General features: G+C 71.8%; 28 protein-coding genes. 21 read left to right on the plus strand and 7 right to left on the minus strand.

The window, feature by feature from the left end:
- On the plus strand, positions 1 to 667 hold a 667-nt coding region (locus VFO68_RS01855), incomplete at its 5' end, for a thiamine pyrophosphate-dependent enzyme (RefSeq protein WP_325156354.1).
- Between the two features lie 22 nt (positions 668 to 689).
- On the opposite strand, the gene VFO68_RS01860 is transcribed toward VFO68_RS01855, so the two are convergent.
- Positions 690 to 899, minus strand: a complete 210-nt coding sequence (locus VFO68_RS01860) for a hypothetical protein (RefSeq protein WP_325156355.1) — start codon at positions 897 to 899, stop codon at positions 690 to 692.
- A 191-nt stretch (positions 900 to 1090) separates the two neighbouring features.
- Between VFO68_RS01860 and VFO68_RS01865 the strand changes: the two genes are divergently transcribed.
- From VFO68_RS01865 to VFO68_RS01885, 5 genes are all read left to right on the plus strand, one after another.
- Positions 1091 to 1783 (plus strand): DUF6875 domain-containing protein, encoded by a 693-nt coding sequence (locus tag VFO68_RS01865; RefSeq protein WP_325156356.1) that lies wholly within the window; start codon positions 1091 to 1093, stop codon positions 1781 to 1783.
- Between the two features lie 69 nt (positions 1784 to 1852).
- Complete coding sequence (locus VFO68_RS01870; protein WP_325156357.1) at positions 1853 to 2824, plus strand: aromatase/cyclase; 972 nt, start codon at positions 1853 to 1855, stop codon at positions 2822 to 2824.
- A gap of 19 nt (positions 2825 to 2843) precedes the next feature.
- A complete protein-coding gene (locus VFO68_RS01875) occupies positions 2844 to 3704 on the plus strand; it encodes a class I adenylate-forming enzyme family protein (protein WP_325156358.1) in 861 nt (286 codons plus the stop codon).
- Entirely contained in the window at positions 3701 to 4222 is a 522-nt protein-coding gene (locus VFO68_RS01880) for a flavin reductase family protein (RefSeq protein ID WP_325156359.1), read from the plus strand. The genes VFO68_RS01875 and VFO68_RS01880 overlap by 4 nt, the downstream gene beginning before the upstream one ends.
- A gap of 75 nt (positions 4223 to 4297) precedes the next feature.
- Positions 4298 to 6109 (plus strand): long-chain fatty acid--CoA ligase, encoded by a 1812-nt coding sequence (locus VFO68_RS01885; protein ID WP_325156360.1) that lies wholly within the window; start codon positions 4298 to 4300, stop codon positions 6107 to 6109.
- Positions 6110 to 6112: 3 nt separating this feature from the next.
- Here the strand turns inward: VFO68_RS01885 and pspM are convergent, their stop codons facing one another.
- Together pspM and VFO68_RS01895 are read right to left on the minus strand one after the other, a co-directional pair.
- Positions 6113 to 6793: a phage shock envelope stress response protein PspM gene (pspM, locus tag VFO68_RS01890; protein WP_325156361.1), complete on the minus strand. Its 681-nt coding sequence runs from the start codon at positions 6791 to 6793 to the stop codon at positions 6113 to 6115.
- 87 nt (positions 6794 to 6880) lie between these two features.
- A complete protein-coding gene (locus VFO68_RS01895) occupies positions 6881 to 7717 on the minus strand; it encodes an enoyl-CoA hydratase-related protein (protein WP_325156362.1) in 837 nt (278 codons plus the stop codon).
- A 49-nt stretch (positions 7718 to 7766) separates the two neighbouring features.
- Here VFO68_RS01895 and VFO68_RS01900 point away from each other — a divergent pair, with 49 nt between their 5' ends.
- From VFO68_RS01900 to VFO68_RS01920, 5 genes are all read left to right on the plus strand, one after another.
- Positions 7767 to 8423, plus strand: coding sequence for a M50 family metallopeptidase (locus VFO68_RS01900; RefSeq protein WP_325156363.1), 657 nt, complete (start codon positions 7767 to 7769; stop codon positions 8421 to 8423).
- Positions 8424 to 8453: 30 nt separating this feature from the next.
- The gene (locus tag VFO68_RS01905) at positions 8454 to 9689 is read left to right on the plus strand and encodes an aldehyde dehydrogenase family protein (RefSeq protein WP_325156390.1); all 1236 of its coding nucleotides are present in this window, start codon (positions 8454 to 8456) and stop codon (positions 9687 to 9689) included.
- A 139-nt stretch (positions 9690 to 9828) separates the two neighbouring features.
- Positions 9829 to 11601, plus strand: a complete 1773-nt coding sequence (ctaD, locus tag VFO68_RS01910) for a cytochrome c oxidase subunit I (RefSeq protein ID WP_325156364.1) — start codon at positions 9829 to 9831, stop codon at positions 11599 to 11601.
- Positions 11602 to 11621: 20 nt separating this feature from the next.
- Positions 11622 to 12857: a phosphoserine phosphatase SerB gene (serB, locus tag VFO68_RS01915; RefSeq protein WP_325156365.1), complete on the plus strand. Its 1236-nt coding sequence runs from the start codon at positions 11622 to 11624 to the stop codon at positions 12855 to 12857.
- Entirely contained in the window at positions 12854 to 13654 is an 801-nt protein-coding gene (locus VFO68_RS01920) for a peptidyl-tRNA hydrolase (RefSeq protein WP_325156366.1), read from the plus strand. The genes serB and VFO68_RS01920 overlap by 4 nt, the downstream gene beginning before the upstream one ends.
- 2 nt (positions 13655 to 13656) lie before the next feature.
- Here VFO68_RS01920 and VFO68_RS01925 read toward each other — a convergent pair whose 3' ends face one another.
- Positions 13657 to 15699: an ATP-dependent DNA helicase gene (locus VFO68_RS01925; RefSeq protein ID WP_325156367.1), complete on the minus strand. Its 2043-nt coding sequence runs from the start codon at positions 15697 to 15699 to the stop codon at positions 13657 to 13659.
- 135 nt (positions 15700 to 15834) lie between these two features.
- Between VFO68_RS01925 and VFO68_RS01930 the strand changes: the two genes are divergently transcribed.
- Positions 15835 to 16512, plus strand: coding sequence for a choice-of-anchor P family protein (locus tag VFO68_RS01930; RefSeq protein WP_325156368.1), 678 nt, complete (start codon positions 15835 to 15837; stop codon positions 16510 to 16512).
- Here the strand turns inward: VFO68_RS01930 and VFO68_RS01935 are convergent.
- Both VFO68_RS01935 and VFO68_RS01940 read right to left on the minus strand, forming a co-directional pair.
- Positions 16498 to 17070: a nicotinamidase gene (locus VFO68_RS01935; RefSeq protein ID WP_325156369.1), complete on the minus strand. Its 573-nt coding sequence runs from the start codon at positions 17068 to 17070 to the stop codon at positions 16498 to 16500. The two genes, VFO68_RS01930 and VFO68_RS01935, sit on opposite strands and share 15 nt — an antisense overlap.
- Positions 17071 to 17079: 9 nt before the next feature.
- Positions 17080 to 18366, minus strand: coding sequence for a nicotinate phosphoribosyltransferase (locus tag VFO68_RS01940; protein ID WP_325156370.1), 1287 nt, complete (start codon positions 18364 to 18366; stop codon positions 17080 to 17082).
- A 31-nt stretch (positions 18367 to 18397) separates the two neighbouring features.
- Here VFO68_RS01940 and clpS point away from each other — a divergent pair, with 31 nt between their 5' ends.
- From clpS to VFO68_RS01970, 6 genes are read left to right on the plus strand one after another with little or no spacing between them, the layout of a single operon-like run.
- Entirely contained in the window at positions 18398 to 18697 is a 300-nt protein-coding gene (gene clpS, locus VFO68_RS01945; RefSeq protein ID WP_325156371.1) for an ATP-dependent Clp protease adapter ClpS, read from the plus strand.
- Positions 18694 to 19257 (plus strand): DUF2017 domain-containing protein, encoded by a 564-nt coding sequence (locus VFO68_RS01950; RefSeq protein WP_325156372.1) that lies wholly within the window; start codon positions 18694 to 18696, stop codon positions 19255 to 19257. Before clpS ends, VFO68_RS01950 begins: the two co-directional genes overlap by 4 nt.
- Entirely contained in the window at positions 19254 to 20261 is a 1008-nt protein-coding gene (locus VFO68_RS01955; protein ID WP_325156373.1) for a P1 family peptidase, read from the plus strand. Before VFO68_RS01950 ends, VFO68_RS01955 begins: the two co-directional genes overlap by 4 nt.
- A 1-nt stretch (position 20262) precedes the next feature.
- Positions 20263 to 20703 (plus strand): M67 family metallopeptidase, encoded by a 441-nt coding sequence (locus tag VFO68_RS01960; RefSeq protein ID WP_325156374.1) that lies wholly within the window; start codon positions 20263 to 20265, stop codon positions 20701 to 20703.
- A 3-nt stretch (positions 20704 to 20706) separates the two neighbouring features.
- Complete coding sequence (locus tag VFO68_RS01965; protein ID WP_325156375.1) at positions 20707 to 20979, plus strand: MoaD/ThiS family protein; 273 nt, start codon at positions 20707 to 20709, stop codon at positions 20977 to 20979.
- Between the two features lie 9 nt (positions 20980 to 20988).
- Positions 20989 to 21939, plus strand: a complete 951-nt coding sequence (locus tag VFO68_RS01970; protein WP_325156376.1) for a cysteine synthase — start codon at positions 20989 to 20991, stop codon at positions 21937 to 21939.
- 143 nt (positions 21940 to 22082) lie between these two features.
- Here VFO68_RS01970 and VFO68_RS01975 read toward each other — a convergent pair whose 3' ends face one another.
- Entirely contained in the window at positions 22083 to 22514 is a 432-nt protein-coding gene (locus tag VFO68_RS01975; protein WP_325156377.1) for a MarR family winged helix-turn-helix transcriptional regulator, read from the minus strand.
- A 17-nt stretch (positions 22515 to 22531) separates the two neighbouring features.
- Between VFO68_RS01975 and VFO68_RS01980 the strand changes: the two genes are divergently transcribed.
- Genes VFO68_RS01980 through VFO68_RS01990 form a run of 3 tightly spaced genes read left to right on the plus strand, consistent with a single transcriptional unit; the run spans position 22532 to position 25283 of the window.
- Positions 22532 to 22990: an SRPBCC family protein gene (locus tag VFO68_RS01980; RefSeq protein ID WP_325156378.1), complete on the plus strand. Its 459-nt coding sequence runs from the start codon at positions 22532 to 22534 to the stop codon at positions 22988 to 22990.
- Between the two features lie 54 nt (positions 22991 to 23044).
- A complete protein-coding gene (locus VFO68_RS01985; protein WP_325156379.1) occupies positions 23045 to 23587 on the plus strand; it encodes a PadR family transcriptional regulator in 543 nt (180 codons plus the stop codon).
- Between the two features lie 19 nt (positions 23588 to 23606).
- Positions 23607 to 25283 (plus strand): MFS transporter, encoded by a 1677-nt coding sequence (locus tag VFO68_RS01990; protein ID WP_325156380.1) that lies wholly within the window; start codon positions 23607 to 23609, stop codon positions 25281 to 25283.
- Position 25284: the final 1 nt, after the last annotated feature.

Genomic DNA, 25284 nt, shown 5'->3' on the forward strand with positions numbered 1-25284 from the left:
GAACCTCAAGATCCTGCTGTTCAACAACCGGATCTACGGCCTGACCAAGGGCCAGTACTCGCCCACCTCCGAGGAGGGCAAGGTCACCAAGTCCACCCCGATGGGCTCGCTGGACCACCCGTTCAACCCGATCTCGCTGGCCATCGGCGCCGAGGCGACGTTCGTGGCCCGCACCCTGGACTCGGATCGCGCGCAGCTGACCGAGATCCTCACCGCGGCCGCCGAGCACCGGGGCAGCGCGTTCATCGAGATCTACCAGAACTGCCCGATCTTCAACGACGGCGCCTTCGACATCCTCAAGGAGCCGGGGCAGCGGGAACGGCGGCTGATCCCCCTGATGCACGGCCAGCCGATCCGGTTCGGCGCCGACGAGGAGTACGGCGTGGTGCACAGCGGGTTCGCCGGGCTCGACGTGGCCCGGATCGAGGACGTCGGCGACGACGCCGTGGTCAAACACGACACCCTGCTGGACGATCCCAGCTACGCCTTCGCCCTGTCCCGGCTGTCCACTCAGGACCTGTCGCACACGGTCACGGGAATCTTCCGCAGTGTCAGCCGCCCCACCTATGACGACAACGTCCGCGCCCAGGTCGAAACCGCCCGCGCCGCCCGGCCCGCCGACCTGCGCGCCCTGCTGCACGGCAAGGACACCTGGACGGTCGCCTGACGGCTTTCCTATGCGTGCGTGCTCAGGCGGCGAGGTCCAGGCCGTCGGCCGGCGAGTCGTCGGGGTGGGCGGGCCGTAGCTCCGCGCCGTCCGGGACGAGCAGGTCCTCCCGCACCGGCTCCGGACCTCCGGTGCGCACCATGAGCACGTAGAACCGTGCGGGCGCCCGCCCTCCGGGCCCGGCGTCGACGGTGAACACGGTGGTCCCGCGCCGGCGAGTTGAACTGTCCATGACCGTTCCTCCCCCTGCAGCATGAGCGCGCCCCCTCGGAGCCGGCTCGACGCCCGCTCCTGCGTGGCTCCACGATGACTGGAATCCCGCTTGAATGCCACCGAATTTCATTCGACCCGGATTCGAGCCGCTCCCGAGGCGCATTGATCATTCTCTGCCGACGTGCAGACGCCGACCGAGGGAGCGTCACGGTGACTGAACTTCGGGCCCGGGACCGGGTATTCATCACGGTCTTTCCCGGATACGGCCAAGAGCTGCGGCTGGGGCAGGATCTGGACCGGGTGCTGAGTTGGTTACGTGATTATGTCAGCGCGCCGTCGCCCCATATCGGGCGCACCGGCCCGGTCTGCCCATTCGTTCCGGCCGCCCTCGGCGACAACGCGATCCGGTTCAGTTTCCACTACGGCACCGACGGCCGGGACCCGGCCGGGCTGCACGCGCTGCTGGCCGGCGAGCTCCGCGAGTTCGACCGGATCGCCGAGCCGCCTGGCAAGGCCGGTACCTCGCTGGCCAGCCTGCTCGTGGTGTTGCCGGACACCGGGCCGCAGGGCTGGGCGGTCATGGACGCGGCCTACGGCGGGATCAAGGAGTTCGCCGTCGCGACCGGGCTGATGGTCGGCCAGTTCCACCCGGCCTGCGACGAGCGGGCGGTGCGAAACCCGGGTTTCCCGGTGTCCCGGGCTCCGCTCGGCTTGTTCGCCGCCCGCCGGATGGCGCCGCACGACATACTTTTCCTGCACGACGACGCAGAATGGTTCGCGGTGTACCAGGAACGGTTCGGTTCACATTATACGCGCGGAAAGGTGCGCGATCCGCTGATGCGTGAACTGTATTCGAACGCGGTGCGCGAATTCGCGCCCGCGATTCGGTCCATCGTAACTTGAGGTGTTCTCCAGGACCGGTGGGCAAGCTCACAGTCAGCCGATGCGCTCGCCGAGTTGGAGGGAGCGATCATGGCAGAGTTGAGGATCCGTACCGCGCGGCACACGGTTCGTGTCGCCGCCGCACCCCGCCGGGTCTACCAGCTCATCGCGGACGTCACCCGCTGGCCGCAGATCTTCGACCCGACCGTGTCGGTCGAGCACCTGGGGTTTGACGGAACCAGCGAGCGGGTCCAGGTCTGGGAACTGGTGGACGGCGAGGTACAGAGCTTCATCTCGCACCGTGAACACAACCCGACGCGGATGCAGGTGCGCTTTCGGCAGCAGAACACGCCCCACCCGGTGGCGTCGATGGGCGGCATGTGGTTGGTACTGCCCAAGGGCAGCGGCAGCCTGGTCGCCCTCGACCACTACTACCGGGTCGTCGGTGACGATCCGGTGGACGCGGAGTGGTTGGCGCAGGCGGTGGACCGCAACAGCGTCGCGGTGCTCGCGGCGCTGCGGGAGACCGCCGAGCTCGGCGACGAGCTCGACGCACTCTGGTTGTCCTGTGAGGACAGCGTGGACATCCATGGCGATGCCCGTGACGTGTACGACTTTCTGGCCCGCGCCCAGGACTGGCCGCAGCGGCTACCCCACGTCGACCGCCTGTCCGTGGCGGAGGACGTTTTCGGCATCCAGCATCTCGAAACCGGCGCTCGAACTCCCGACGGCACCGTGCACTCGACCAGCACCGTCCGCGTGTGCTTTCCCGAGACGCACATCGTGTACAAGCAGACCCGGCCACCGGCGATCATGCGGGCGCACACCGGCGCCTTCGTCGTCCGGCAGCTGGCCGGCGGAGTCCGGGCCACCGCCCGGCAGACCGTGCTGCTGCGCCAGGAGACCGTTGCCGGCCTGCTCGGTGCCGAACCCGGCTCCGCGCCGGACGTTCGGTCGGCGGTGCGGGAGGTGCTGCGGGCCTTCAACCTCGGCACGCTCGGCCGGGCCAAGGCGTTCGCCGAGGCTCGCCGGCCCGCCCTGACCGGGGGCGCACCACAGTAGTTCTCCATGGGGAGTTTCAGTGAGCACAGCCCGAAACATCAGCCGGTTACCGCTTCCGGGAACCGAACACCAACACCTGCCGGTCGGGTCGCTCGACGTGCTGCCGATGCTGGCCGCGGCCACCTGGCCGGACCGCGTCGCGCTGCACGGCGACGGCGCGACGGTCACCTTCGCCGACCTGGACCGCTCGATCTCCCGGCTGGCCGCCGGTTTCCGGGCTCTGGTCGGCGGGGAGGGGTCGACCATCGCCGTCGCGGCACAGCCCGGGCCGGCGTTCGCGGTCGCCTACTACGCGGCGCTGCGCAGCGGAAACGTGGTGGCGCCGATCAGCCCTCGGCTCGGCGCCGAGGTGCTGGACCGGTTGCTGCGGTCGGTCCCGGTTCGGGCCGCCGTGCTGACCCACTCGATGTACGACCGGTCCCGTCCCCTGCTGGGCGGGATCCCCGGGCTCGAGCAGGTGCTGCTGCTCGACCGGCCTGCCGCCGGCGGCGGTGTGCCGACCTGCGCGGAGCTGGGCAGCCGGGGCGACCTGCTGGTCGAGCCGCGGGACCGGGACGAGACGACGCTGGCCGCGATCGCGTTCGGCGGGTCCGGCCACGCCCGCACCGCCGGCCGCAGCCACCACGCCCTGAAGCTGGAGGCGGTCCGCACCGCGACCGCACACGGCCTGTCCGCGACCGCGGTCGCGCTCAACGCGCTGCCGCACTACCAGCCCGAGCACCTCAACGCCGCGATCTGGGCCGGGGCCACCCAGGTGTTCTGCGCCAGCCAGGACCCGGTCGTGCTGGCCCGGGAGACCGAGCGGTGCCGCGCCACCCACTGCTACCGGTTGCCGGGCGAGCACCTGCCGGTGACGATGCCGCGGGCGGTGGCGTCATGAACGACAAGCTGGCGACCGTCTACCCGAGTTCGGTGCGGGACGCGATGTCCCGGTGGCCGACCGGCATCGCCGTGATCACCACGGCCGACCAGGAGGGCTGGCGGTGGGGGTGCACGGCCGACTCGTTCGGACCGGTGTCCACCCGCCCGCCGATGGTCTCGGTGTGCCTCGCCCGGGAGAACCGGTGCCGGCCGGCGTTCGCCGCGGCCGACGTGTTCGCGGTGAACGTGCTGCGCGACGGCCAGGAGGAGCTGGCCCGCCAGTTCGCCTGTCCCGAGGCCGACGCCTTCGTCGACGCCGCGACCGAGCCCGGCATCGAAGGCGTGCCGCTGCTGTGCGACGTGTCGGTGCGGATGGAGTGCCGCACCACCAGCGTGGTGCCCGCCGGTGACCACGTGATGCTGCTGGGTGAGGTGCTGCGGGTCCGCACCGGTCCGGGCGAGCCGCTGGTCTACCTGCACCGGCATTTCCGCCGGTTGCACCGGGTCGATCCGCTGCCGGCCGCCGCAGGGTTCTGACTCAGCTTATGGACTGCGGGTAAAACTGCCTTTACGCTCTCGGCAACCTTCAGCGCGGTGGGCGGAGTGGGGCAGATGAGCAAGCCGTTGGGCAATGTCAGTTACGTCAGCCTGTGTGAGGCCTTCCAGGCTCAGGTGGCCGAGATGGGAGACGAGGTGGCCCTGCGGACTCCCGGGGACACCGTGACGATCACCTGGCGGGAGTACGGGAAACGGGTCCGCACGATCGCCGCCGGTCTGGCCGCGCGCGGTGTGACCAGGGGCGACACGGTCGCGCTGATGATGACCAACCGGCCCGAGTTCCACCTGTGCGACACGGCCGCGCTGCACCTGGGCGCGGCCCCGTTCTCGATCTACAACACCTCGGCGCCGGAGCAGATCTCCTACCTGTTCGGCAACGCCGGCAACAAGGTGGTGTTCACCGAGCGGGTGTTCCTGGCCCGGATCCGCGAGGTGGCCGGTGCGGACATGCTCATCGTGTGCGTCGACGGCCCGGCCGAGGGCGCGATCACGCTCGATGAGCTCGAGTCGGGGGGCGCCGAGGACTTCGACTTCATCGGGAGCTGGCAGGCGGTCGGGCCGGACGACCTGGCCACGATCATCTACACCTCGGGGACCACCGGTCCGCCCAAGGGCGTCGAGCTGACCCACGCCAACATCGCCGTCGAGGCGACCACGGTGGACATGTTCGCGCTCGAGCGCGGCTGGCATATCTTGTCCTACCTGCCGGCGGCGCACATCGCCGACCGGGTCACCTCGCACTACTCGATGATGCTGTTCGGCTCGACCACCACGTCGGTGGACGACCCGCGCAAGCTGGCCGCGGCCCTGCCCGACGTCCGGCCGCACCTGTTCTTCGGGGTGCCCCGGGTGTGGGAGAAGTTCAAGTCGGCGATCGACGCGGGGCTGGCCGCGGAACCCAAGGCGGCCAAGCGCAAGATCGCCAACTGGGCGATCGGCGTGGGCATCCGGGCGGCGCGCTACCCGCTGGCGAACAAGGCGGTGCCGGCCGCGCTGGGCGTGCAGCACCGGATCGCCGACAAGCTGGTGCTGTCGAAGCTGCGGGCCAAGCTGGGCCTGGACCGGGCTCGGATCTGTGCTTCGGGCGCGGCCCCGATCTCGCCGGAGACGCTGGAGTACTTCTGGGGCCTGGGCATCCCGGTCTACGAGGTGTGGGGGATGTCGGAGACCAGCGGGATGGCCACCGGCACCTCGCCGGGCAACGTCAAGATCGGATCGGTCGGCCTGCCGGCGCCCGGTGTCGAGGTGAAGCTGGCCGAGGACGGCGAACTGCTCACCCGGGGTCCGACGATCATGCGTGGCTACCGCAACGACGCCGAGAAGACCGCGGACACCATTGACGCCGACGGCTGGCTGCACACCGGTGACATCGCCACCATCGACGAGGACGGCTACGTCACGATCGTCGACCGGAAGAAGGAACTGATCATCAACGAGGCCGGCAAGAACATGTCGCCTGCCAACATCGAGAACACCATCAAGGCGTCCTGTTCGGTGCTCGGCCCGGTGGTCGCGATCGGCGACGCCCGGCCCTACATCTCCGCGCTGGTGGTGCTCGACCCGGACGCCGCCGCCGCGCTCGCCGCCACCCACGGCCTGACCGAGACCTCGCCGGCCGCCCTGGCCGCCCACCCCGCCATCCGCGACGTCGTCACGGCCGGGGTCAAGGCCGGCAACCAGAAGCTCTCCCGGGCCGAACAGATCAAGCGGTTCCGCATCCTCCCGGCGGTCTGGGAGCCCGGCGGCGACGAGCTCACCCCCACCCTGAAGCTCCGCCGCAAGCCCATCGCCGAGAAGTACCAACACGAGATCGACGAGCTGTACACGTCCAACCCGGCCGCCGACACCATCGACGTCACGGGGTAGTGCTCAGTCCGGCGACCGCAGCTCGCGCAGCGCCGTGGCCAGGGCGGCGAGGCGGTCGGTGGCGTCGGTGAGATCTGCCCGCGACGTGCTTGGCGTGTCGGCGAGCAGCACCCGGCAGGCGGCCGAGATCAGGGCGCCGTAGGCCTCGACGCCACCGTCGAGGGTCTGGCGCAGGTCGCGGACGCCGGTCTTGAGTGACTCCCGGTCGGCGGTCGCGGCATGCCGCGCGGCGAGTTCGACCGCCTCCAGCCGGACGGCGGTCGCGCGCAGTTCGGTCGCGGCGTTCGCGGCGGCCTCCCGGGCGGCGTCGATCCAGTCGTCGAGCACCTCCGAACCGGCGCCGAGATCGTGCAGCTGGTGCAGCACCTCGGTCAGCGCACCCTCCGCGTCGGCGAGCCGGCGCATGGGGTCGCGGGCCACGGAGCCGGGCCGGGGAAGCTGCCGCGGCTTGACGACCCGCCGGGACAGTCGCGCGGGTGAGTTCGGCAGGTCCGAGGCGCCGCGCGACCGGCCGGATGCCCGCAGGCCGACCATCCCGAGCACGGTCATCCCGCCCCCGAAGATGATGAAGATCGCTCCGCCCAACGCGGTCTTGCCGTCCAGAGTGGGATCCAGGCCGGCGAAGTAGGCGACCACGATGAGCAGACCGACCAGCGTCGTCGAACCCCAGAAACACGTCCACACCCAGGCCAACCCCCGCAGGAAGGCGCGCCGGACCGGCGCTGGGTCGGTGGAGCGGATGTGCCTGGCCACAACCCATTGTGCGGGCTGTCAGGTCCGCCAGGGGAGGTAGTCGGGCAGGTTGGCGCCGACGGTCTCGGTCCATCGCGGGTCGCGCTTCTGCAGGAAGGAGAGCACGCCCTCGACGGCGTCCGGGCTGCCGGTCAGACCGGCGATGAGCCGGGAGTCCAGGCGCTGCACGGGAAACGGGGAGTCCAGCGGGCTCATCCGGTAGAGCAGCTGGCGGATCACCGCCACCGGCACCGGTGCGGTCCGCCGGACCAGTTCCTCGGCCAGGGCGTAGGCGCGGGGAAGCACCTCGTCGGGCTCGTGCAGGCTGCTCACCAGCCCGGCGGCGTGCGCCTCGGCGGCGTCGAACACCCGCCCGCTGATCATCCAGTCCAGCGCCCGGCCCAGACCGACCAGCCGGGGCAGGAACCAGGTCGACGCCCCCTCCGGGTAGAAGCCGCGCCGGCTGAACACGAACCCGAACCGGGCGTCGGTGGCGGCCAGCCGGTAGTCCGCGGGCAGGATGATGGTCGAGCCGGCGCCCACGGCCGCACCCCGGATCGCGGCGATCACCGGCTTGTTCATCGTGAAGATCCGCATCGAGCACCGGCCGGCCGGCTCGTTCCACTCCGGGTCGCTCGCCGCCGCGGTGTCCGCCGCCAGCGACCCGCCGGACAGGTCGGCGCCCACGCAGAAGTCGCCGCCCTCGCCGGTGAACACCGCGACCCGCACCCCGTCGTCGGAGTCCGCGCGGTCGAACGCCGCGGCGAGCTCGTCGGACATCCGTGTGGTGTAGCCGTTTCGCGCCTGCGGCCGGTTCAGCGAGACGGTCGCGACCGCTCCGTCGACGGTGTACCGGATCTCCTGGTAGTCATCCACGCCGGACATCATCACACCGATCCCACCGTCCGTATGTTGATCTGGCCCGGTGCGCCCCGAGACCGTCGCCCTGCTGGCCGCGGGCGCCGGGCTGCTGGTCGTGCTGCTGCCCGGCCCGTGGCGGGTGGCGCGCAACGTGATCACGATCGTGCACGAGGCGGGGCACGCCCTGACCGCGCTGCTGGCCGGCCGCCGGCTGCGCGGCATCCGGCTGCACTCCGACACCTCCGGGCTGACGCTGTCCCGGGGCCGCCCGGACGGTCCGGGGATGGTGTGCACCGCGCTGGCCGGCTACCCCGCGCCGTCCCTGCTCGGCCTCGGCTACGCCGCGCTGCTGGCCGCCGGCGTGGAAAACGGTCCGCTGGTGGTCAGCGCGGTGCTGCTGACCGGCGTTCTGGTCATGGTGCGCAACGCCTACGGCGTGGTGTCCGTGCTGCTCACCGGCGCCGCCCTGGCCGCGGTCGCGTGGCTGGCCAGCGCGCCGGTGCAGGCCGCGTTCGCCCAGGCGGTCACCTGGTTGCTGCTGTTCGGCGGGCTGCGCCCGGTCGGCGAGCTGCAGCGCAAGCGGCGCCGGGGCCACGTCCACGACTCCGACGCCGATCTGCTGGGGCGGCTCACCGCGACTCCGGGACTGTTCTGGGTCACCGTCTTCGGTCTCGTCGGCATCGGCGCGCTGCTGCTGGCCGGCGGCTGGCTGCTGGTCTGATGCGGCAGACTTGGGCCCATGAGCACGGCGCTGGACGAGACCACCGCACAAGTCGTCACGAGCTGCGCGACCGCCGCCAAGCGGGCCGCGCCGAGCCTGGCCGGCGCCACCGACGAGGCGGTCGACGCCGCGCTGGGCGAGATGGCCGCGCGGCTGTCCTCGGCCCGAGCCACCGTGCTCGCCGCGAACGAGGAGGACGTGGCGGCCGCCCGGGACGGCGGGATGAGCGCGGGTCTGCTGGACCGGCTGCGGATCACCGGGGAACGCCTGGACTCGATGGCCGACCAGCTTCGGCTGCTGGCCGGCGCGCCGCACCCGGCCCGCTCGGTCGAGCTCGGTTCGCTGCCGGGTGGCCAGCGCCTCGTGGAGCGGCGTCGCCCGGTCGGGGTGATCGGCGCCAACTACGAGGCCCGGCCCAACGTGACCGTCGACGTCGCCTCCCAGCTGGTCAAGTCGCGCAACGCCGGCGTGCTGCGCACCGGTTCGGCGGCGCTGCGCTCGGCCACCGTGCTGCTGCGCGAGGTCGTCGCGCCCGCACTGTCCGATGTGGACATCTCGCCGCATGCGATCCAGCTGGTGCCCAGCGCCGACCGGGCCGCGGCCGGCGCCCTGGTCACGCTGCCGCACCTGGTGCCGCTGGTCATCCTGCGCGGCAGCGGGGACAGCACCCGGGAGCTGGGCAGGCTCGCCGCCCAGCACGGGGTGCGCACGCTGGCCCACGCCGACGGCGGGGGAGTGCTGTACCTGGACGACGCCGCCGATCCGGCGCTGGCCCGCGACCTGGTCGGCCACGGACTGGACCGGCTGGGCGTGTGCAACCGGCTCAACCTGCTGCTCGTCCACCGCGACCGGTACGACGAGCTGTTGCCCGGGCTGCTGGACACGCTCGGCGAGTTGGGTGTGCGCCCGTCGCTGCCGCCGCACGAGCACCCGATCGGCTACGAGTGGGCGCTGGACTCCGAACGGGAGGCCACGGTCACGATCGCCCCGGTCGAGGGCCTCGCCGAGGCCGCCCGGATCGCCAACGAGGAGACCTCGGGTCTGGCCGCCACCATCGTGACCGAGGACCGGGCCGCGGCCGACGCGTTCCTGGCCGCCTACACCGGCACCGGCGTGTTCTGGAACGTCAGCACCCGCCTGCTGGACGGCTTCAAGCTGCTCGGCGTGCCGGAAACCGGGATCAATATCGATAAAGTGCCCGGGCCGCGCGGTCCGGTCACCTATCCGGACCTGTGCCTGCGGCAATACGCGGTCCTGCCCGGCTGACCCGCGCCCGCAGCGGTCGTGACCTGCTGGGAACCGGCGTAGAGTGTGACCCGCGCCGCGCCGGCCCAGCCGCGCCCGCTCCTGCTGGTCCGGCTACGATCCCCTAGGAGCCCGGCCGAAGATCAACCAGGAGGCAGGAGTGACGGCAGTAGCCCCGAAACCGATCGCCACGCGCCCATACCCGGCGCGCGAGACGGTCAAGGGTTCATCCCTGCTCTCGCTGTTCTGGACCACCGATCCCAAGCGGATCGGGATCATGTACTGCGTCACCTCGTTCGTCTTCTTCATGGTCGGCGGCGCGATGGCCATGCTGATGCGGTCCGAGCTGGCTCGGCCGGGGCAGCAGTTCCTCTCGCCGGAGCAGTACAACCAGCTGTTCACCATGCACGGCACGATCATGCTGCTGCTCTACGCGACGCCGATCCTGTTCGGGTTCGCCAACCTGGTGCTGCCGATCCAGATCGGCGCGCCGGACGTGGCCTTCCCCCGGCTGAACGCGCTGGCCTTCTGGCTGTTCGCGTTCGGCGGCACGATCGTGGTGGCCGGCTTCCTGACCCCGGGTGGCGCCGCCGACTTCGGCTGGTTCGCCTACACCCCGCTGTCGGACAAGATCCACTCGCCGGGGGTCGGCGCCGACATGTGGATCGTCGGCCTGGTGCTCGGTGGTCTCGGCACCATCCTCGGCGGCGTGAACATGATCACCACCGTGGTCTGCCTGCGCGCACCCGGCATGACGATGTTCCGGATGCCGATCTTCACCTGGAACATCCTGATCACCAGCATTCTGGTGATCATCGCCTTCCCGATCCTGGCCGCGGCGCTGCTCGGCCTGTTCGCCGACCGGCAGTTCGGGGCGCACGTCTTCGACCCGGCCAACGGCGGCGTGATCCTCTGGCAGCACCTGTTCTGGTTCTTCGGCCATCCCGAGGTCTACATCGTCGCGCTGCCGTTCTTCGGCATCGTGTCGGAGATCTTCCCGGTGTTCAGCCGCAAACCGCTGTTCGGCTACCGCGGCCTGGTCTACGCCACGCTGGGCATCGCGGCGCTGTCCGTTGCCGTGTGGGCGCACCACATGTACGCCACCGGCGCGGTGCTGCTGCCGTTCTTCTCGTTCATGACCTTCCTGATCGCGATCCCGACCGGCGTGAAGTTCTTCAACTGGATCGGCACGATGTGGAAGGGCTCGCTGACCTTCGAAAGCCCGATGCTGTTCAGCGTCGGATTCCTGGTCACCTTCCTGTTCGGCGGCCTGACCGGCATCCTGCTGGCCGCCCCGGCGATCGACTTCCACGTGGCGGACACCTACTTCGTGGTGGCGCACTTCCACTACGTCCTCTACGGCACGATCGTGTTCGCCACCTTCGCCGGCATCTACTTCTGGTTCCCGAAGTTCACCGGCCGCTTCCTCGACGAGAAGCTGGGCAAGCTGCACTTCTGGACCACGTTCATCGGCTTCCACGGCACGTTCCTGATCCAGCACTGGGTCGGCAACGAGGGCATGCCGCGCCGGTACATCGACTACCTGCCGGGCGACGGGTTCACCACGCTGAACACGATCTCCACGATCTTCGCCTACATCCTGGGCGCGTCGACCCTGCCGTTCATCTACAACGTGTTCAAGAGCTACCGGTACGGCGAGCCGACCGACGCGGACGACCCGTGGGGCTACGGCGCCTCGCTGGAGTGGGCGACGCCGACGCCGCCGCCGAGGCACAACTTCACCGAACTGCCGCGGATCCGGTCCGAGCGCCCGGCGTTCGACCTGCACTACCCGCACATGGTCGAGCGGTGGGAGGCGGACAAGTACACCGGGCCGTTCTCGCACAGCCACAAGGCGGCGCCGTCCGAAGCGCTGGCCGCCGTGGTGAACCCCGGCGAGATCAGCAAGGGTGACGCGAGCAAACCCAACTGACGACCGGGGAGCTGTAGAACTTGGTAGCTCGTGGAGCCCCCAACAGCACACCCGTTCTGATCACGGTCACCGGCCCGGACAAGCCGGGCGTCTCGTCGGTGCTCTTCGCCGTGCTCACCCGGCACGGCGTGGACATCATCGACGTCGAGCAGGTGGTCATCCGCGGTCAGCTGGTGCTCGGCGTCCTGGTCGAGACCGGGCGTGACCCGGAAGGCCTGCAGGAGGCCGTCGAGCAGGCCATGGCGACCGTGGCGATGCGGGTCGAGGTCGAGTTGGGCGCCGACCCGATCTCGCCGGCCCGCGTGGGCTCCACCCATGTGCTCGTCGTGCTCGGCCGGCCGGTGACCGCGCGGGCGTTCACCGAGGTGGCCCGCCGGCTGGCGGCCCTCGGCGCGAACATCGACGCCATCCGGCGGGTGGCCGACTACCCGGTGACCGGCCTGGAGCTGCGGGTGTCGGTGTCGCAGGACACCCAGGCGGCCGACGCCGACCTGCGCGCGGCGCTGGCCGAGCTGTCCGTCCGGGTCGGGCTGGACATCGCGGTCGAGCGGGAGGGCCTGACCCGGCGGGCCAAGCGGCTGGTGGTCTTCGACGTGGACTCCACCCTCATCCAGGGTGAGGTGATCGAGATGCTGGCGGCCCGGGTGAACTGCGAGGACCAGGTCCGCGAGATCACCGAGGCGGCCATGCGGGGCGAGGTGGACTTCGCCGAGGCGCTGCGGCAGCGGGTGGCGCTGCTGGCGGGTGTGCCGGAGGGGGTGCTCGCGGAGGTGGGGGAGGCCCTGACGCTGACCCCGGGCGCCCGGACCACGATCCGCACGCTGAAGCGGCTCGGGTTCCGGTGCGGCGTGGTGTCCGGCGGGTTCACCCGGGTGATCGACGGGCTGGTCCGCGATCTGGGGCTGGACTTCTGCGCCGCCAACGAGTTGGAGATCGAGGACGGCAAGCTCACCGGGCGGGTCACCGGCGACATCGTGGACCGTCCCGGCAAGGCGACCGCGTTACGGCGGTTCGCCGCCCAGTTCGAGGTCCCGTTGGGCCAGTGCGTGGCGATCGGTGACGGGGCCAACGACATCGACATGCTGACCACCGCCGGCCTCGGCGTCGCGTTCAACGCCAAGCCGGCGCTGCGCGAGGTCGCCGACACCGCCCTGTCCCACCCGTACCTCGACGTCGTGCTGTTCGTCCTGGGCGTCACCCGAGCCGAGGTGGAAGCCGCCGACGCCGCCGACGGCCTGGGCTTCGGCAGGCCATGACCGACCCCGAGTCCCCGGACGGCCGGTACACCGTCCTGGATCCGCTGGCCGCCCGCTACGCCTCCTGGCTGCGGCTGCCCGCGGCGGCGACGGCCGACACCGACGACGAGGATCCCGCCGAGGTCCGTGCCATGCCGGTGATCCTGCGGATCGAACGCACCGACCCACCGCCGCGCACGGCGTTGCTGGAGGCCGCCGCGGCGGCGGCGGTCGCGGTCTGTCTCGATCCGCGCGCCGAGCCGGCCGGTGAGTGGCACGACGAGGTCGCCGCGTGGATCGGCGGCCGGATCCGCAAGGTGACCCGCCGGGCCCGGGGCGCGCACTGGGCGGCCGTGCAGGCGCTGCCCGGGATCACGGTCACCGTCGCCGGAGCCGAGGTCCGCGCCCTCGTCCCGGGCCGGGTGGTCGAGACCCCCCGGGAGGTCAGCCGCCTGCAGATCTCCGGAAGCGAGCTACCCCCCGAGCCGCCCGCCCCGGTTCCGCCCGGCCTCCCGGTGCTCTGGCTCAACCCCACCGTCGAGCTCACCGCCGGCAAGGCCGCCGCCCAGGTGGGTCACGCCACCATGCTGCTGGCCGCCCTGCTGCACGCCGACGGCCGCACCGACGCCCTCACCGGCTGGGCCACCCAGGACTTCCGCTGCGCCGTCCGCACCCCCACACCGGCCCAGTGGTCCACCCTGCACCCCACCGCCGACCCCGCCACCGCCTGGCGCACCCACCAACTCGTCGCCGTCCGCGACGCCGGCTTCACCGAGGTGGCGCCCGGCACCATCACCGTCCTCGCCCAGTTCCCCTGAACTCACGGGGAACCGGCGGTCAGGCGGCGCAGGGCGGCGCGGGTGACCTCGGGGTCGTAGGTGGTCCAGTAGTTGGGTAGCGAGGCGCGCAGAAAGCTGCCGTAGCGGGCGGTGGCCAGACGGGGGTCGAGGATGGCGACCACACCCCGGTCGGTGGTGGAGCGCAGCAGCCGGCCGGTGCCCTGCGCGAGCAGCAGCGCCGCGTGCGTGGCCGCGACGGTGAGGAAACCGTTGCCGCCGCGGGCTTCCACGGCACGCTGGCGGGCCGAGGCCAGCGGGTCGTCCGGCCGCGGGAACGGGATCCGGTCCACCACGACGAGTTGCAGGGACGGGCCGGGGACGTCCACGCCCTGCCACAGCGACAGGGTGCCGAACAGGCAGGTCGCCGGGTCCGAGGCGAACTTGGTCACCAGCAGGGCGGTGGAGTCCTCGCCCTGGCACAGGATCGGCACGGACAGCCGGCCGCGCAGCGCCTCGGTCGCCTGCTTGGCCGCGCGCATCGACGAGAACAGGCCGAGAGTGCGCCCGCCGGACGCCTCGATCAGCTCGGCCAGCTCGTCCAGATAGGACGGTGGCAGCCCGTCCCGGCCGGGCGGCGGCAGATGCTTCGCGACGTAGAGGATCCCGCTGCGGTCGTGTTCGAACGGCGAGCCGACGTCGAGTCCGGTCCACTTCGGACCGTCGTCGCCTTCGGCAGGTGGCGGCTTGTCGGTCGCCGTTCCGTCCGCCTTGACCCCCTCGGCCTGCGTGGTCGGCAGACCCCACTGCCGGGCCATGGCGTCGAACGTTCCGCCCAGGGTCAGCGTCGCCGAGGTGAGCACCGTGGTGCACGTCCCGAACAGCCGCTCGCGCAGCAGCCCGGCCACCGCCAGCGGCGCGACCCGCAGCGCGGGCGGCCGTGGGTTGCCGGCCTCGGTCCCGCTGCACCAGACCACGTCCCGGCGGCCCCGGTCGTCGGTGTCGAACGCCTCGGCCAGCCGCACGGCCGTGTCGTGCACCTCGTCCAGCAGCGCGAGGGCGAGCTTGCGGGTGGTCGCGGCCTCCAGGTCGCCGGGCCGGTCCGGTCCCAGCCGGCTGATGCAGGCGTGCGCGCTGTCCCGGATCGCCAGCAGCGTCGTGCGCAACGCGTTGGGCAGCGTGTCCAACCGTCCGGGCGGCAGGTCGGCGAGCAGCAGCGCGTACCCGTCGCCGGCCTCCACCAGCCGGTCGGCGATCTCCTGGTCGATCAGCCGGCCGCACCGCCGCGCGGCCGCGGTCACGGCGGCGGGGGTGAGCTCCGCGGTGGCCGCCGAGGTGACCCGGTCCACCAGGTCGTGCGCCTCGTCCACGATCACCAGGTCGTGGTCGGGCAGCACCTGGTAGCCCTGCAGGGCGTTGATGGCCAGCAGCGCGTGGTTGGTCACCACGATGTCCACCCGGCCGGCCTCGGCCCGGGCCCGTTCGGCGAAGCAGTCGGTCCCGGACGGGCAGCGCGCCGCACCGAGGCACTCCCGCGCGGACACCGAGACCTGCCGCCAGGCCTGGTCGCCCACCCCAGGCACCAGCTCGTCGCGGTCGCCGGTCTCGGACTCCGCCGCCCATTCGCGCAGCCGGGTCACCTCGCGGCCGAGCCGGGACACCGCGAACGGGTCGAACAGCACGGGGTCGTCCGGGTCCTCGGGCGCGCCGCTGTCCAGCCGGTGCAGGCACACGTAGTTACGCCGGCCCTTGAGGATGGCGAACGTGGGGTTGCGGCCGAGCGGTCCGGCCAGGGCGGTGGCCAGCCGCGGCAGGTCCCGGTCGACCAGTTGGCGCTGCAGCGCGATGGTCGCGGTGGACACCACCACGGTGGCCTCGCGCTCGACCGCGTAGCGCAGCGCCGGAACCAGGTAGGCGAGCGACTTGCCGGTCCCGGTTCCGGCCTGGACGGCCAGGTGGTTGCCGGTCCGGATGGCATTGGCGACGGCACTGGCCATCCGCGCCTGGCCGGGACGCTCCGTGCCGCCGACCGAAGCGACCGCGGCGGACAACAGCTCCGGCAGCGGAGGCAGGCGGGTATCGGGCACGCCCTGACGTTACCCGGCCGCTAAATAACACGGACGGGTTGTCCACAGTCCCCAATCGTGTTGCAGGCCACGGCATTCGTCCGGTGATGGTTGGAAGCTCAACGGGCAGCGAAACCTCCTAGGAAGGGAGCAACCATGACACTTCGACGCGGACTCACCGTTGCGATCACCGTCATCGCCGCCGCCTCGATCGGCGCGGCGCCGGCCGCCGCGACCCCCACGCCGTCCGACACCCAACCGCCGTTCGCCTCGGGCAGCGGCTCGGTCGGACGGGCCGAGGGCTTCATCAACGGCCGGTCGTTCGCCATCCAACCGCTTGCGGAATGCCGGGTGGGGTTCCAAAGATCGGGCCAGACCTTCGGTGTCCAGGTGGGCAACATCTTCGGTTTCGGGCGGGGCGAGTCCAGATGTGAGGGCGGCTTCGGCCGGCAGTCGGTAGAGGTCCGGGGAACGAACTTCCGGCTGGGTTCCTGGGACCAGTGGGGCGGCCGCGCGCGCGTGCAGCTCCAGGACTTCAGTCTCAGCTGCGAGTCCGACCGCCGCGGCAGCCGGACCAGCTTCCGGCTGAGCGGGCTGTTCCTCGACCGGTGGGTCCAGATTCCGCGCCAGGTTCCGCCGAACTACACCGTGTGGCTGCGCAACCAGCGGGGCGTCCCGGTGGCCAAGGTCGTGCTGAACGAGGTCATGCGGTCGTGGCCGCCGACCGGTGGCGTCAGCGTGAACCTGATGCACATCTGGCTGCTGCCGACCGCGCCGACGGTCAACCGCGGCGAGTTCGTGATCGGGTCGGTGTCCTGCTCACCGCGCCGTTGACGGTGAGCCGGTCAGGCTGACCCCGGCCGAGCGCAGCTCGGCGAGTGCGGAGTCCACGGTGGACTGGGCGACGCCCGCGGTGAGATCGAGCAGCACCGTTGTGGCGAACCCGGCGCGGGCGGCGTCCAGTGCCGTGGCTCTGACACAGTGATCGGTGGCGATACCGACCACATCGACAGCTTCGACGTCGTGCGCCCGCAGCCATTCGGCCAGCGGGCGCCCGTCGCGTTCGGCGCCCTCGAAGCCGGAGTACGCGGCCGCGTGCGCGCCTTTGGAGAACACCGCCTCGATCCCGGTGACGTCCAGCTCCGGGTGGAACGAGGCGCCCGGCGTGCCGGCGACGCAGTGCACCGGCCAGGTGGTCGCGAAGTCCGGCTCGGCGCTGAAGTGCGATCCGGGATCCACGTGGTAGTCCCGGGTCGCCACCACGTGGTCGTAGCCGCCTGCGGCGATGTGCCCGCTGATCGCCCCGGCCACCGCCGCCCCGCCGGTCACCGGCAGCGACCCGCCCTCGCAGAAGTCGTTCTGCACATCGACCACGATCAACGCCCTGGCCACCGGACCTCCTCAGCTCACATACACCGTAGGGATCGCCGGGTCGCCGCTGGAGAGCTTGAGGCCCTCCCACGGCAGGCTCACCAGGCCCGCGCGGACCCGCTGCCTACTCTCCTCGAGCGAGGGTGCCGGCGCTACCGGCTCACCTTCGCGCAGCAGCGGAACCACCAGGTCCCGGTCGTGCTCGCCGGCCTGCGGATCGCTGCCGACCAGGTACACGACCTCCTCCAGCGCGGTGCCGGTCGGCTTGTGCCGGCGCAGCGCCGCCTTGTGCCCGCCCCGCGACTCCTTGTGCGAGCTGCGTTTCGCCACCGGCCGGCCGTCCACCTCGACGAGCTTGTAGACCATGCCGGCGGTCGGCGCGCCGGAGCCGGTGACCAGCGAGGTGCCCACCCCGTAGGCGTCCACCGGCTCGGCCCGCAGCGCCGCGATCGCGTACTCGTCCAGGTCGCCGGAGACCACGATCTTGGTGTGCCGCGCGCCCAGCCGGTCCAGTTGCTCGCGCGCCTGCCGGGCGAGCACCCCCACGTCGCCGGAGTCGATCCGGATGGCGCCGAGCCCGGTGCCGGCCACCTCGATCGCCGTCTCGATGCCCTGCGTGATGTCGTAGGTGTCCACCAGCAGCGTCGTGCCCAGGCCCAGGGCCTTGACCTGGGCTGTAAACGCCGCGTGCTCGCTGTCATGCAACAGGGTGAACGCATGGGCACACGTGCCGGCGGTGGGGATGCCGTGGCTGCGGCCGGCCTCCAGGTTGGAGGTGCTGGCGAACCCGGCCAGGTAGGCGGCCCGGGCGCAGCTCACCGCGGCGTCCTCGTGGGTGCGCCGGCCGCCCATCTCGATCAGCGGCCGGCCGTTGGCGGCACTGACCATGCGGGCGGCCGCCGACAGGATGGCGCTGTCGTGGTTCATGATCGACAGCAGCAGCGTCTCCAGCAGCACCGCCTCGGCGAACGTGCCGCGCACGGTGAGCAGCGGCGAGCCGGGAAAGTACAGCTCGCCCTCCGGATAGCCGTCCACGTCGCCGGAGAACCGGTAGCCGGCCAGCCACTCCAGCGTCGCGGGGTCCACCACCGAACGCGCCGCCAACTCGGTCAGTTCGGCCTCGCCGAACCGGAACCGGCCGATCGCCTCGACCGCCCGCCCGGTGCCGCCGACCACCCCGTACCGGCGCCCGTCGGGCAGCCGCCGGGCGAACACCTCGAACACGCACCGCCGGTTCGCCGTGCCGTCGGCCAGCGCCGCGGCCAGCATGGTCAGCTCGTAATGGTCGGTCCGCAGCGCGGTGCTCCCGGGTGTCATGCCCGGAGCCTAAACATGCCAGTATTGACCCATGACCACGCCTGTCGAGCAGGAACAGACGCGGGTCGAGCCCACGTCGGGAGCGCTCGGGGTCGACGACAAGCCGTGGCAGACGATCGTGTGGAACGATCCGGTCAACCTGATGTCGTACGTGACCTACGTGTTCCAGAAGCTGTTCGGGTACAGCCGGGACCAGGCGACCAAGCTGATGCTGGACGTGCACCACAAGGGCAAGGCGATCGTCTCCTCCGGGTCGAAGGAGAAGGTGGAGGGCGACGTCGCGCGACTGCACGCGGCCGGCCTCTGGGCGACCATGCAGCACGAGTCGTGAATCCCTGGAAGCGCAAGGGCAACACGGTCGTCGGAGACATCGACCGGCATGAGGCCGCGGTGTTGCGTGGCCTCGTCTCGCAGATCGACGACATCCTGCGGGCCCGCGCCGCCGAGGCCCCGAACGACGAGTTGGCCCAGCTGACCGGAATCCGCACCGGACCGTCGAGCGCGCCGGACGATCCGATCCTGTCCCGGCTGCTGCCCGACTTCCACCGGCTGGACGAGTCGCCGACCGACGCGGAGGTCAACTCGGCCGGCGCGCTGCGTTCGCTGCACGAGCCCGCGCTGCTCGACCTCAAGACCGGGGTGGCCGGTGTGGTGCTGCGCACCTGCCCGGAGAACGGCGGCCGGATCCGGCTCTCGCTCGAACACGCCGACGCGTGGCTCTCGGCGATCAACGACGTGCGGCTGGCTCTGGGCACCGCGCTGGACGTCACCGAGGACATGCCCGAGGAGCTGCCCGCCGACGACCCGCGCGCCCCGCACCTGGGCGTCTACCAGTGGTTGACCTGGATGCAGGAGAGCCTGGTGCACGCCCTGGCCGGCGACAAGCCGTGAACGCGATCACCGACGTCGAGGGTGTGCTGGTCGGGCAGTATCAGCGGATCGGCGCGGGCTGGGCGACCGGCACCACGGTGGTGCTGTGCCCGGACGGTTCCACCGGCTCGGTGGACGGCAGGGGCGGCGCGCCCGGCACCCGGGAGACCGACGTCCTGCTGCCGGAGAACCTGGTGTCCCGGGTGGACGCGGTGTGTCTGTCCGGGGGCAGCGCCTTCGGGCTGGCCGCCGCGGACGGTGTGATGCGCTGGCTGGCCGAGCGCGACCGGGGGTTTCGGGTCGGCGCACAGCCGCACGAGGTGGTGCCGATCGTGCCGGCGGCGGTGCTGTTCGACCTGCCGCGCGGCGACTGGGGCAACCGGCCGGACGCGGAGTTCGGCTACCAGGCGTGTGCCGCGGCCACCGCCGGTCCGGTGGCGCAGGGCTGCGTGGGGGCCGGCACCGGCGCCAAGGTGGGCTCACTCAAGGGCGGCACCGGCACGGCCGGCCAGACGGTGGAGGGCTACACGGTCGGCGCGCTGGCGGCGGTGAACGCCCTCGGCGAGGCGGTCGACCCGCAGACCGGCCGGCCGTGGGCCGCCGACCTGGAGGTGGCCGGTGAGTTCGGCGGGCGCTGGCCGGACCGCCCCGCCGCCCTGCCCGCCGTGCCCCGGTCCGGGCTGAACACCACGATCGGCGTGGTGGCGGTGGACGCGGCGCTGACCAAGACCGAGTGCCGGCGGCTGGCGGTGGGCGCCCAGGACGGGCTGGCCCGCGCGGTGCGTCCGGCGCACTCGATGTTCGACGGGGACACCGTGTTCGCCGTGGCCACCGGAGCCCGCCCGATGCCCGACGACCCGATGGCCCGGGTGTTCCTGCTCGACCGGCTGGCCGCCGCGGCCGCCGACGTGTTCGCCCGGGCCGTGGTGCACGGCGTGCTGTCCGCCGAGGGTCTGGCCGGCCTGCCGGCCTACCGGGACCTGTGGCCCGTCCCAGAACCTGGGACGGGCGTTTCCGGCCCCTAGGATGGATGTCGTGCAGCTACGCCGTGACCTGGTCGAGGCGATCGTGGCGCACGCCCGGCGTGACCACCCCGACGAGGCGTGCGGAGTGATCGCCGGCCCGGAGGGATCCGACCGGGCGGAGCGGTTCATTCCGATGGTGAACGCCGCCCGTTCGCCGACCTTCTACGAGTTCGACTCGACCGACCTGCTCAAGCTGTACCGGGAGCTGGACGCCAACGGCGAGGTGCCGGTGGTGATCTACCACTCGCACACGGCCACCGAGGCCTACCCGTCGCGCACCGACATCAACCTGGCCGCCGAGCCGGACGCGCACTACGTGCTGGTCTCCACCCGGGACCCGCACGAGCACGAGTTGCGCTCGTACCGGATCGTGGACGGCGAGGTCACGCCCGAACCCGTCGACATCGTCGACTCCTACGATCCGTTGCTACCGGAGGATTGATCCATGGCCGTCACCGTTTCCATCCCGACCATCCTGCGCAGCCACACCGGCGGCGAGAAGTCGGTCGCGGCCAGCGGGAACACGCTCGCTGAGATCATCGACGACCTGGAGGCCAACCACGGCGGGCTGAAGGCGCGGCTGGTCAAGGAGGGCTCGCTGCACCGGTTCGTCAACGTCTACGTCAACGACGAGGACGTGCGCTTCTCCGGCGGCCTGGACGCCAAGATCGCCGACGGCGACACGGTCACGATCCTGCCCGCGGTCGCCGGGGGCTGACGAGCGCCCGTGGCTCGATACGACTCGCTGCTCGACGCGCTGGGGGACACCCCGCTGGTCGGGTTGCCCCGCCTCGCGCCGGCGCCGGACGTGCGGCTGTGGGCCAAGCTGGAGGATCGCAACCCCACCGGCTCGGTGAAGGACCGCCCGGCGCTGGCCATGATCGAGGCCGCCGAGCGGGACGGCCGGCTGCGGCACGGCGCCACGATCCTGGAGCCCACCTCGGGCAACACCGGGATCTCGCTGGCCATGGCGGCCAAGCTCAAGGGCTACGGCCTGGTGTGCGTGATGCCGGAGAACACCTCCGAGGAGCGCCGCACGCTGCTGCAGGCCTTCGGCGCGCGGATCGTGTTCTCGCCTGCGGCGGGCGGGTCGAACGAGGCGGTGCGCCGGGCCAAGGAACTGGCCGCGGCCAACCCGGACTGGGTGATGCTCTACCAGTACGGCAACCCGGACAACATCCGCGCGCACTACGAGACCACCGGCCCGGAGATCCTGCGCGACATGCCGACGGTCACGCACTTCGTGGCCGGGCTGGGCACCACCGGCACGCTGGTCGGGGTGGGCCGGTTCCTCCGGGAGCGCAAGCCCGACGTGCAGATCGTGGCGGCCGAGCCGCGCTACGGGGAGCTGGTCTACGGGCTGCGCAACCTGGACGAGGGCTTCGTGCCGGAGTTGTACGACCCGTCGGTGCTCACCGGCCGCTACTCGGTGGGGTCCTACGACGCGCTGCGCCGCACCCGCCAGCTGCTGGAGACCGAGGGCATCTTCGCCGGCATCTCCACCGGCGCCATCCTGCACGCCGCGCTGGCCGTCGCGGAGAAGGCCGCCGGTGCGGGGGAGCGCGCCGATGTGGTGTTCATCGTCGCCGACGCCGGCTGGAAGTACCTGTCCACCGGCGCCTACAGCGGCACTCTCGACGAGGCCGCCGCGAAGCTCGACGGCCACCTCTGGGCATAGCCGCCGCTCCGGAATTTCAATGCGGTCGTTGCGTTGCGGGGACGGGCGCCGGTAGCGGGTCCGATGTGGCTGGGTGCCGTCACGGTCCCCTGAGGTAGCTGTTGGTCGGGTGCGGGCTTCCACAAGGATCCACGGGACAGGCTTCAGGGCTGTTCGGCCGCGTCGGCGAGCTGCTCCAGGCCGGCGAGCAGCGCGGCGCGGGTATCCGGGTCCAGCGCCGTCATGGCCGCTGCCAGGGCGTCCGGGCGTAGCACGGTGTCGGCCTCGACAGTGCGCCTGCCCTTGTCGGTGAGCCGGATGGCCAGCCGTCGCTCGTCGGCCGGGTCGCGGGCACGTTCCACGAAGCCGCGCGCCGCGAGGCTCTTGACCAGCACCGAGGTGGTGCTCTTGGGCAGCCCGAGGTGTCCGGCGAGCCAGGTGAGGGCGACGCCGCCGGCCGGCGCGACGTGATGCAGCACCTGCCGTTCGTGCTGGCTCAGTTCAGGGCTGTCCGGCCGGTTGAGCGCACCCCAGATCCGGCGGTACAGTATCTCGAAACGTTCAGATTCTGAACTATTCATCCTGTTGCACATCATATCCCGAGGTGGTGCCCATGATTGAGATTCTGCGGGAGGCGCGGGTGGACGCGCCGGTCGACCAGGTCTGGGCGGTGGTGTCGGACGCCGCCCGTGCGCCGGAGTGGTTCGCCTTCGCCGAGCGGGTGGAGGTCCGCGCGGGGGAGGGGGTCGGTCAGCTACGCACCCAGCACGGCCGCTGGGGTCGCAAGCGGTCCGAGGTCGACCAGGAGATCACCGCGCTCGAGCCGAACCGCCTGCTGGCCTGGCGGCACCTGGCCGAGCGCCTGGACGGCAAGCCGGCGCCGAAGTTCGCCGCGTCCACCGAGTTCCGCATCGAGCTCGAGCCGGACGGGGCGGCCACCACCGTCCGGCTGCGTAGTCGCCAGGAGCCGGCCGGACCGGTGCGCGGGGCCGTCATGCGCCTGTTCGGCACCAAGGACGTGGCCCGGGACATGGACCGGTCACTGGTCCGGCTGGCCGGAGTGCTGAACTAGTCGTCCACGACTACTCATACGTGAGTACTCTGTCGGACATGGTTCACTTTCGACATGAACAGCACGCGGTTGTTCGTCCTGGCCTCCCTCGCCCGGCACGGCCCCATGCACGGCCACCAGATCCGGCGCAACGCCCAGCTCGAGCGCACCGAGCTGTGGACGGACATCAAGCCCGGCTCGCTCTACGGTGCGCTGCACCGCATGGCCGACGAAGGGCTGATCACCCCGGTCAAGACCGAGCAGGAGGGCCGGCTGCCGGCCCGCACCGTCTACGAGATCACGCAGGCGGGTCGAGAGGAGCTCGGGATACATCGGGACAAAGCCCTCAGAACGACCAAACTGCCCCACGACCCGGTGGACCTTGCGCTGAACTTCATCGAGGACCTGTCCGAGGACCAGGTCCGAGCCGTACTCACCGACCGTCGCACGGCCTACGCAGCGCAGGTGATCGAGTGGCAGCACCTCCAGGAACGGGTCGACCAGTACCTGACCGACCGCGACCGGATGGGCTTCCGGCACCAGATCCTGCGGCTGCAGGCCGAGATCGCCTGGCACGACGAGTTCCTCGCCCGGCTGCCGGGGCTGCTGGCCGACTGAGGTTGATGCGGGGGGTGTCATGACCGTCCACCCGACCGAAGCCACGCCCGACCCGCGCCGCTGGCTGTCGCTGGCCGTCGTGCTCACCGGCGCCGGCATGATCCTGCTGGACGCGACGATCGTCAACGTCGCCATTCCGGCCATCCAGCTCGACCTGGGCGCCAGCTACGGCCAGATCGAATGGGTGATCAGCGGCTACGCGCTGACCTTCGGGCTCACCCTGATCCCGGGCGGGCGGCTCGGCGACCGGTTCGGCTACCGCCGGCTGTTCGTGCTCGGCATGCTCGGCTTCGTCGTCACCTCGGCGCTGTGCGGCCTGGCCCGCAACCCCACCGAGCTGCTCCTCGCCCGGGTGGCCCAGGGCGCCCTCGCCGGCCTGCTCAACCCCCAGATCCTGGCCGTGATCCAGGTCATGTTCCCGCCCCGGGAGCGCGGCCGGGCCTACGCGATGTACGGCATCGTGGCCGGGGTGTCGGTCGCGGCCGGCCCGCTGCTCGGCGGGCTGCTCGTGCAGGCCGACATCGCCGGGCTGCTCTGGCGGCCGGTCTTCCTGATCAACGTGCCGATCGGGATCGTCGCGATGATCCTCGCGGCCCGGCTGCTGCCGCCCACCCGGGGCCGGGGCGGCGCGCTGGACGCGGTCGGCATCGCCCTGGCCGCGCTCACCCTGTCGCTGGTCACCATCCCGCTGATCGAGGGCCGGGACGCGGGCTGGCCGCCGTGGGCGTGGCTGTCCCTGGCGGCCACGGTCCCGGCCGGTGCGGCGTTCGTCGCCTGGGAGCTGCGCCGGATCCGGCTGGGCCGCGACGTGCTGTTCGACCTGCGGCTGTTCCGGCACCGCTCGCTCGCGGTCGGGACCGCGATCGGGCTCACCTACTTCGCCGGGTTCATCGGCCTGCTGTTCGCCCTCGTGCTGCACCTGCAGCTGGGTCTGGGCCGCTCGGCGCTGGCCGCCGGCCTGATCCTGATGGCCTTCGCGGTCGGCTCGATGGTCGGCGGCGGGCTGTCCGACAAGGCGCACGCCCGGCTCGGCAACCGCGTGCTGCTGCTCGGCCCCGCCCTGGTGGCGGCCGGCACGGTGGGCGTCATCGTCCTCATCGGACCGGCGACCACCGGCGTGGCGTTGATGCCGGCGCTGCTGCTGGTCGGCCTGGGCAACGGGCTCACCATCGCGCCGAACGTGGACATCGCGCTGGCCTCGGTGCCGCCCCGGGAGGCCGGGTCGGCCGCGGGCATGGTCAACACCGCGCAGCGGATCGGCAACGCGCTGGGCGTGGCGGTCGTCGGCGTGGCGCTGTTCGGCGCGCTCGGCACGCACGCCGAGCCGGCCAGCGCCGGGGTCCTCGCCGAACTGCGCCGGGACCTGGCCGCCACCGGCCAGCCGGCGGCCGCGGTCGACGCCGGGGTGGCCACCTTCGCCCGGTGCTACGTCGAGCGGGCCCGCGCCACCGACCCGACGGTCGCGCCGCCCGGCTGCCCGGCAGGCGGTGGCGACGACCCCGCATCGGCCGCCTACGCCGCCGCCGCCCAGCGGGCCCAGCAGGCCAACTTCACCCACGCGACCCGGGTCGCGGCGGCCTACGCCCTCGGTGCGATCGTGCTCACGTTCCTGCTCGCGCTGCTGCTGCCGCGCCGGCGCGACCCTGAGCAGACATCCGGGGTTTCACCCGATACCGCCATCCGCGCGACGACGTAGT

The organism is Actinophytocola sp., from assembly GCF_035712165.1.
Lineage (GTDB): Bacteria > Actinomycetota > Actinomycetes > Mycobacteriales > Pseudonocardiaceae > DASYTH01.